8 protein-coding genes are annotated in these 8,082 nt (G+C 55.8%); 2 read left to right on the top strand and 6 right to left on the bottom strand.

The window, feature by feature from the left end:
- The 6 genes from V8U06_RS22550 to V8U06_RS22525 form a co-directional block, all read right to left on the bottom strand.
- A partial coding sequence (locus V8U06_RS22550) for an AAA family ATPase (RefSeq protein WP_427142583.1) occupies positions 1 to 364 on the bottom strand: 364 nt, incomplete at its 3' end.
- Between the two features lie 258 nt (positions 365 to 622).
- A complete protein-coding gene (locus V8U06_RS22545) occupies positions 623 to 2,470 on the bottom strand; it encodes an AAA family ATPase (RefSeq protein ID WP_427142582.1) in 1,848 nt (615 codons plus the stop codon).
- Positions 2,467 to 2,958, bottom strand: coding sequence for an ABC-three component system middle component 2 (locus V8U06_RS22540; RefSeq protein ID WP_427142581.1), 492 nt, complete (start codon positions 2,956 to 2,958; stop codon positions 2,467 to 2,469). Before V8U06_RS22540 ends, V8U06_RS22545 begins: the two co-directional genes overlap by 4 nt.
- Positions 2,946 to 4,040: an ABC-three component system protein gene (locus V8U06_RS22535; protein ID WP_427142580.1), complete on the bottom strand. Its 1,095-nt coding sequence runs from the start codon at positions 4,038 to 4,040 to the stop codon at positions 2,946 to 2,948. The genes V8U06_RS22540 and V8U06_RS22535 overlap by 13 nt, the downstream gene beginning before the upstream one ends.
- 270 nt (positions 4,041 to 4,310) lie before the next feature.
- Positions 4,311 to 5,282, bottom strand: a complete 972-nt coding sequence (locus tag V8U06_RS22530) for a DUF4238 domain-containing protein (RefSeq protein ID WP_427142579.1) — start codon at positions 5,280 to 5,282, stop codon at positions 4,311 to 4,313.
- A 316-nt stretch (positions 5,283 to 5,598) separates the two neighbouring features.
- Positions 5,599 to 6,033 carry a hypothetical protein gene (locus V8U06_RS22525; RefSeq protein WP_427142578.1) on the bottom strand — a complete coding sequence of 145 codons (435 nt, stop codon included), beginning with the start codon at positions 6,031 to 6,033 and terminating at the stop codon, positions 5,599 to 5,601.
- A 600-nt stretch (positions 6,034 to 6,633) separates the two neighbouring features.
- Between V8U06_RS22525 and V8U06_RS22520 the strand changes: the two genes are divergently transcribed.
- Together V8U06_RS22520 and V8U06_RS22515 are read left to right on the top strand one after the other, a co-directional pair.
- Complete coding sequence (locus V8U06_RS22520) at positions 6,634 to 7,050, top strand: transcriptional regulator (RefSeq protein WP_427142577.1); 417 nt, start codon at positions 6,634 to 6,636, stop codon at positions 7,048 to 7,050.
- Between the two features lie 141 nt (positions 7,051 to 7,191).
- A complete protein-coding gene (locus tag V8U06_RS22515) occupies positions 7,192 to 7,713 on the top strand; it encodes a hypothetical protein (protein WP_024899971.1) in 522 nt (173 codons plus the stop codon).
- Positions 7,714 to 8,082: the final 369 nt, after the last annotated feature.

Here is an 8,082-nt window from a genome sequence, read left to right as displayed (position 1 = left end):
TCAGGCGAAAGCGAACCTGTGCCGGGCCTTGCGGCGCCTCAAGCTGCATATGCGCAAATGCGCCAGGCACCGCAGGCTTGGGCACACCGTCGTCGTTCAGCAGTTCAGGAAACTGGAAATCGGCCTCGATCCACAGGCGCCGATCCAGTGGCGCCTCCTTCTCGTCGTTGGGAACGTGAAAATCCAACTTGCGGACTTTTCGCTGAGCCGGGTCGAGGCTGAACATCCTCGCCAAAGCCTGCAGAACAGCCGTTTTGCCGGAGCCATTCGGACCAAGAAAGAAAGTCATGTCGGAGAGGTCAATAACGGTTGCCGTTTGACCAAAAGATCGAAAGTTTTTAAGCCGTAAGCGGACCAATTTCATGACGAATCTCCTCGCAAATCGATAACAAGAAACCGAGACGAGCGGAAGTTAAGGCCGCAGGTACGATGTCCAACGTGACGCGACTGACGTGCCGTAGCACGCGATCCAGGGGGCGGCCAGGCTGTGCGCCTACGATGCCTTTCTGAAGGTGTTGATCCGGATTTCCTCTCCGAGGAAGGTGGGCGCGAACGACGAAATCAGGGTCCGCTCCTTCAGCCACGACGAGAATTGCTGATTGGCGTCATTGTTCTCGATCGGTCACCGAGGAAACAGCCCGAAGCGACCTTCATCAACCATCCCGGAAAAATGAATCACTCGATCACCGAGTTCGACGTCTGACGGTGGATCCATGTTCTCAACGATAATCGCCTGTCGATCGCTTTCGAGGCCAAGAAGATATCTATAGAAGTTTCCGTTCAGGTTCGTATCGCTCAGATCGTCGTCGGCTCCCTCCGGTTCGCGGTAGGAAAGCAGAGGGGAATCGAGCACGACGATGCCCGGATGGGCCAGATCGTTGTCGGCGCAATATTGCAGCAGCGAGATGGTAAACGCCGATTGCGTAATCGCCCTCAGCCCCTTTCCATAGGAGGTTCGCGGCTTGCCCGAAACGATCAGGTCTTTCATTGTCGTGTCGAAGTGGACGCGATCCACACCCGGAAACCCCCATTGGTGGAGGACACTCTCAACCAGTTCAGTGAACGGGGCGACGACGGTGCTGGTTAGACGGGTGCTCGATGCGGCATCGTTTGAGCCCCCGTCGTTCTGCCGTTCCAGGGCGGCTTTACGACTGGTCAGATCACTCAGATTGCTGAAGAGCCCGAGTGCCTGGCGAACGTTCGCGCCTTTGTCAGCCAGTTCCTTGTAAGTTGAACGTTGTTTTCGCAGGTCGGGTGAGACCACTGTCTCGATTTCAATCGACAATGCTCTCAGGGAGCTTTTCATAGTGGGAAGCGACTTCTCGATCGACTGCGCCTCCGTCTTCAGAGCGGTCATCGTTGTTGCCAGCTCCGATTGCCGAGCTTCAATCTTCTGCATCTCTGCTTCGGCAGCCAGGACGGTCACCCCAATATCGCCGTGGCAGACGGCGCTGGAATCATGATGCTCGGGCAAGGCGCCACAGGTCGGGCAAATCTCTTGTTCGAGTACCGAGAAAAAGCTTCCCGCCTCCCGGATGCCCACCAGACGCTCATAATCCGAGCCGTAGTGCTGTTGCAGAAGATTGAAACGCTCGAGGAGGGTGGCGATCTCTGTGTAACGCTCGTTGGTCGCTTCGAGCTTTTGAATAATCGTCCGCCTCTTGGTCGAGATCGTTTTGAACTTTTCCTCGGTGAACGCGAGTTGCTCGACGCGATTGTCCATCGCCTTCGTGAGCCGGTCCTCTTGATCGGCCAATTCATCTCGGGAGCCGGATATCGACGTGATGCGCTTTTGAGCTTCCGCGATCAGTTGATCGAGAAGATCGATCTGCGCCAAACGTTTCTGCTCCTCGGAAGAGGTGCCTTGGCGCGATAGAAGGGCGGTGTCATCGACACCGGTCAGAAGCATTGTGAATACGGAGGTGTTCGCAGTATTCGCAGTGTAATTTCCGTCCGACAACGGAGAACGCTTCTGGATTATTTCCTCTTCGTTGACGATCGCCAGTCTCGCGAGGTTGCGGAAGCTCAGGGCTTGGGTGTCATCTTTCGCATTCTTTTTGATTCTTTTACCTGCTAGGCCGATTTTTGACAGGAGGAAAGAAGAGAGGTTTGATTCATCGCGTTCGTTGTGGATCTCTCCAAGGGTACTACCGCCTGTATCCGGAATCGACGTGTGCAAACCTTCGAACGCCTGGAACTGTCCGCCAGTCATGCCTCTGAGCAGCGTCGTTTCCGATCCGTCGTCGAAGGCGATCGCGAGCAACACGCGCTCATAGCCCTTTGCTTCCGGAATATCGGGGAGGGGACCTTTGCCGCCAAGCATGAAATCGATTGCTTCGACGATATACGACTTTCCGGTATCGGAGGCCCCATAGACGACGTTCAGGCCGGACTGGAACGAGACGATCGCCGGCTTTCTGTCCTTGCCGTGAAAGGAGAGATGACGGATCTGGAAGCCTGAATATGTCATGATGCCGGCCCGGACGCTTCGTCTTGGAACTCAGATACCCAGTTCGAGAGGAGATTTCGCATCAGATCGTCAAAACCCTCATCGCTGTAATTCTCGAAATGGCCTGCGAGCCATTGGGCGCGCTCATACAATTGCTGCAGGTATGGCGTCTGCAGCGCGGAGACAAAGAATTCAGCATTATCGCCCGCCTGAAACAGTATCCCGCTTTCGTCAGCAAGCTGCTCGATGAGCCCTCGTGACATCATCAAGGCAACAGCTGATTGCACGGACTTCCTTCGAACCTGAGTGACAGGCGACATGATCGGGGTCGGCGGATGCAAGTCCGCTGGACCGTCGACTAAGCTGGTTCTCACGACAAGGTAGTCCATGGCGGTCAGCCGGTTCAGATCTACTGCTCGCGGAAAATGCGCGTGCAGCACAAAGACCGCCCTCACACCGGTTTCGAGCGGACCATTGAAAGCGGAGGCTGAGGACACTAGCGTCGCCATGTCAGCTTCCCATCGTTCGCGAGCTGGTGACAAATTCCCCGGCGATCCTTGGGCAGGGCGCTTTTGTTAAGCGGGTGCGCATCGAGAGCGATGGATTGCGCCTTTTCGGTCACGGCCACCACTCTCGCGAAACCGTCAGGATGTTCCCCATCATAGGTGTCCTGGATACCATCCAGTATCTCGGCTTGTAATCCTTCGAAGGTTCCGGGCTCCACCTTTTCGCGCACGAACACCCGCAGTGACTCGGCATGATAAAATGCCTCACGGGATCGCTGGAAGTGGGTTTTCAACGTGGAAAACTTGTCTAGCTGCGAGGCGGTTGCGACCGCCTCTCCTTTATGCTCTGAGTAGGCGTCGAGGAGCTTGCTTGTATAGGTCGTCTCCGCTTCCTCGACCTCGGCTGGGACAGCGTCGGGTTGCGGACGCGACGGCAGGCCACCACCGAATCGACTAAGATGGTAGGGCGTTTTGGCATGAGCCTCGATGATTGTCCGCGGCTGTTCAGCAGAAAAGATCCTGAAGTCGAAACTACTGACGTAGTCGAGAAATTTGCCTTCCAGTTTGACCGGACCGGGTGAGGTGATTTTTCCGGCGATGGATTTGTCCCATTCCGCGATTACCTTCGTTTTCAGCTTATCCGCGTTGGTCAGCAAAAGGGATAGCGACGTAGAGGCCCCTTTCGGCGCGATAAAGCGGCATGCTCTCGGCGCTTTGTATACGCCCGAGAACGAATACCAAAGGATCTTTCCGATTTCTGGAGCGGCTACGCTGAAACCCAAGGGGGCACTATAATGCTTGCACTGATGATTATCCCAAGTGCCGAGCAGCTTGTCTGCGTCGCAGAAGCCGGCAATGTCTATTCCCTTGTCACCAGCGCCGGTCGGACGCATGACGCCGACATAAGTAGATTTGAGAGAATGCACCCATTCGTCGATGAACGTTTCCCACTCGCTGGCCTCATAGGTCTGAATGATCTTGAGGGGATCAATCCGTGGTCCGTTCTCGAATTCGTGCGCTAGCAGGATCCTAACGGACGGTAGGTCTTTCACCGCGTCTTGTAAAGAAATCAATGTCGCCTGCATTGCAGCCCTGCGCTCGAGCCAAATCTTATGTGTTTTAAGGTTTTAGTCATAGCAGGGGCAATGATACATGCAACCTCAAGTACGTCGCTTAGTGCTGGTGACCGCCTCTTTCCACCTTCATTCTGTTTATTCCAGAAATCGAACTATTGACACCACGAATCGCCGTTGCATGTCGTAACGGTCGAAGGCGCTGTGATGAACTTTCGATCCCACGCCCTAGCGATGCCCGCATTCGCAATTTGGTCGCGATTATAAATTTGTGTCGGGTTTTTAGTTTTTAACTTGATCAATCTTTGCCGGGGCGGCTTTCGAAATCCGCAGTGTAGAGACGATCATCTGGCCGCCACCCTGTGGTATCCGCGAGATTTCTGGCTCAATCTTGAACCACCGGTGTTTTTCGACGAACGCCGGGATCCAAGGCAGATCCTCCGAGAAGTAGACCACGCTCTCCGCGCATTGTACAATCCGGCGATTGATCTCCGCTGCATCTTGGCGCCGAATGTTGATCCTACGGGTTCTCAGGTTCGCAAACCTTAAATCCAGCCGGCCTCGTTGTTCGAGGTCCGGCAGGATGCGGATGGCGAGACTGGGTGCAAGAGGCAGGATCCGGTTGACTATACCAGCTCGCCCCGAAGGCTCGATTGCAAGCGGATAGTCGCTTGTGAAAAACGGTGTTGATGGATTCTCATTAATAAGAATGTCCCAGCATGAATTTCCCCAGATCGACGTACTACGAAGGATATTGGTGATCCCCATGGATTGCGGATACTTGGGATCGACCGTCACCAAGACTTCCTCGCTGTCCAACAGCTGGGCCAACGTCTTGCCTCTGAACATGGAGGGTGGCGGCGGAAGCATACCCGATTCTTCAAGCATGGCGGTTGTCACGGCGACGGTTTCCTGAAGCGGTCGCGAATGGATGCGCATACCGCCAGGCGCGCATCCCTGGACATAGGCAGCGAAGCCGGCAATCGCGAATACGGATTCGGGATCGAGTCGACCTTCTCGCAGCTTGACCAAAGCAGAGTTGTACCTTGGCTCCACGCCGTGCAAGAATTCCTCAATGACGCGGGGTTCCTGCAGATAGGGGTTGGTGCTGCCGTCCTCGATGCGACATTGGCTATAGGCGTCACAGGTATAGCGCTTCAAGTCCGTTTTCTTCATCGCATACATGCGCTCCCCGAGCGCTGGAGCGTAGAAATTCTTCAGATGGACTTGGGAGACATAGTGATCAAGAGCCACAGCAGCACCTGAATGGACCATAGAGCGAATGGTGGATTGCCGCCGAGTGTTGCTCAGCAGTAGGCGCCGGATTCGTGCCTGTCATCTTGTCAAGCACGCCGGCGATATGGTTTGGCGTGGTTGTTTCCAGAGATCGGACGCAACAACCCCTCGCCCAGCTCAAAAGCTTGCTCCTATCTCAGCAGAACCAGAGCGTGTTTGATTTGCGGACTTGGATAATAGAGAATTCCGTGATGCCTGTCCCGGCTTTGTCGGAATATGACCGACAAAGCCCGGCAGCAGTGTGCGTTGGGAAAGCAAGATTAGCAGATCCATGCTAGTCCTCCAGAACAGGCGGGAGAATATCCTCCAATTGCCGTATGACCGAATGGTAAGCCGCTCCTAAAGTAGCCTGAGTGTAATTATCGTAAATCATGAAGTCCGCCTCATGGAGGACACTGGATGTAAACTGCTCATGCCAGACCGAATTCGCGGCGACAATTACCGCTTGGTCGATCTCTGTAAACTGGTCGGCTGTGATGTCGATGATGATATCGCCATGCTTGATCCACGCATGGGTATGGTCGCCTTTCTCGCCAAGCACATAATCGAAGGTGCCTAGACCCTGCAATTTGAGAAAATGCCCTAACAGTAGTGTCGCGTCTCCGCAGGCACCATGTGGGAACGATTGCATAGTGATCGGCAACTGGCTGCGAGGCGTCGCCTCAATCGCGTCGCGGAAACGTCGGGCGAGATTATCGAGTTGATCCATATCTAGATTCTCGCTGCTTTCAGACAAATGCAAAGGGCATTATCTCAAGCATTCAGTGCCTTAACGTCAACTTATATAGCTGGTCTTAGGTTCGAATATCATCAAGGCGAAGCAACTTGACCGGTCGTTAGCAGGCCCGGGACGGGTTGAGTAGCGAGGCGACCGCAAGTGGTTCACTGCGTATAGTCGGAGACATGATAGCGACCATATCCTCATCCAAGGCCTCAACTTGGCGGCGTCGCTCTCGACTGATCTAGTTAATGACGCTATTTGCGAGGACAAAGCCACTGTGCCGCTGGTCAGCAGCGCCATCTTCCTCGGTAAGTTCAAGGTTTTGATAATATGAGAAAGCCGCAACGAAACTTCGTTGTCGAATTCAAATCCGGCCGTCGGCGGCAGACTTCGAAACCGGTCTCGATTTGGGGTAACCTGGATCTCAAAGCCGTTTCTGCTGCGGTAAGCGCTGACGTCTCCGGTGACGCCGGTCATCACATCATAGACAGCGCAATTTCTTCATCGCCGGTGAGTTCCGAACAGACGTCCTTATTGACAGCGCCATTGGAGCAGCCAAGAACGGTGTTGGCACCACAGGAGAGATTTATGGCCAACGAAACCCATGCGACTGTCGATAGCGATTCCGTGATCACCGATGCTGCAATAGCGTCAGAGCCGAAGAAGCAGCGCGTACCGCGCGCCAAGAAGGCGGCGCCCGAGACGGCAAGTGCCGATATCATGGTGGAGACCCAGTCGCCTGCTGCAGCGCCAAAGCGTGGCAGGCCGGCGCGTGCAGCCAAAACCAAGCCGATCGTCGCAGAAGCCGCACGCGGAGCGAAGCGGGTTGGCAAAACGAGCGCTGCAAAGTCCTCCCCCGTCGCGACAAAGGCGCCCGTTTCGGCTGCCGACGACATGGCGGAGCTGCTTCGGCTGGAGGAAGAAAACCAGATGCTGCGCAAATCGCTTGCAGAAAAGCTTCGCCAGGAAAACGCAGATCTGCGCAAGCGCCTCGGTCTTGCCTGACCAGCAGCCTACAAGCGTGCCGGCTAAGGCCGACCGTACTCATCCTGCTCCCATTGACCATGAGCATCGGCGGCGGCTTGTCTGCCGCCGAAGCATTTCAAGGCAGCTCGACTGTCGGAAAAAGCGCGAGGCTGAGGAAAGATGGTGGCGTCCCCTTGGAAATTTCTCGTTGGACTCACGAGACGACATGGCAAGGACAATAATAGCGCCTCCATCGAGGACACATCCGAGACGCCGATAGTCAATGAGACGCAGGAGTCGGCTCGGTTCCAACCACCGGCTGCGCTGGCGCTGCCAGCTGACGGTGCGCAAGACCCCGCCGATCAGGTCGATGCGGATTCGAGCGCCTCCGATGATGTTCCTGATATCGAGAGGGTCGTGGAAGTACCAGCTGGTCCGGACGAACCCGCCACGACGACGGGCCTCGATTTGCAAACCGAGCCTTACGAGGTTTCGGCGACAACGAAGCCTCGTAAGGCGCGCGTGTTTCGAAAGAAAAACGCGTCGGCCGAGAGCCCGTCGACACCATCAACAGCACCCGCCGTTTCAAACGATTTCCAAGATCTCGATGACGAGATCTGGCAGTTGCGCCGCCAGTTGGCGATGAAGCTTCAACTCCAAAACGCCCAGCTGAGAAAGATGCTGGAGCGATTTGCCCGATAGACAACGAGGAGGCGGCGCTCACCTGGAACGAGCGAAAGCCGCGCGGTCCAAAACCGGCATGGCAACGGATTTCATGAACGAGGCCAAGCCCAAGAAGAACAACCGCCTCGCGCGACGACGTCCTCGATGTCGCCCGTTCACTGGCAAGGCGAGGGCGGCGAAAGCATCGGGCGGTGAGGGCGACCGAGTTCGGCTAACGCTTCACTGGCGCCGCCGATGATCCGTGCAATGGTCGTAGTGTCCGGCTGCAATAGAATGGCCCTGTGGTGGGCGTGGCTCGCGACCTCCCCGGCTTTCAGGTCCTGCCGGGTCCGCGCCGCCCCGCAACGGCGTTGCCGTCCTCCACTGCCGTTGCGGCCCTGTCGGGCG

It is taken from the genome of Shinella sp. G-2 (genome assembly GCF_050172695.1).
Classification (GTDB): domain Bacteria; phylum Pseudomonadota; class Alphaproteobacteria; order Rhizobiales; family Rhizobiaceae; genus Shinella.
This window is presented reverse-complemented; position numbering and strand designations above follow the sequence as displayed.

Coding starts and splice junctions, on each gene's coding strand:
- V8U06_RS22545 (WP_427142582.1), bottom strand. CDS start 2,470: ATGACATATTCAGGCTTCCAGATCCGTCATCTCTCCTTTCACGGCAAG.
- V8U06_RS22540 (WP_427142581.1), bottom strand. CDS start 2,958: ATGGCGACGCTAGTGTCCTCAGCCTCCGCTTTCAATGGTCCGCTCGAA.
- V8U06_RS22535 (WP_427142580.1), bottom strand. CDS start 4,040: ATGCAGGCGACATTGATTTCTTTACAAGACGCGGTGAAAGACCTACCG.
- V8U06_RS22525 (WP_427142578.1), bottom strand. CDS start 6,033: ATGGATCAACTCGATAATCTCGCCCGACGTTTCCGCGACGCGATTGAG.
- V8U06_RS22520 (WP_427142577.1), top strand. CDS start 6,634: ATGGCCAACGAAACCCATGCGACTGTCGATAGCGATTCCGTGATCACC.
- V8U06_RS22515 (WP_024899971.1), top strand. CDS start 7,192: ATGGTGGCGTCCCCTTGGAAATTTCTCGTTGGACTCACGAGACGACAT.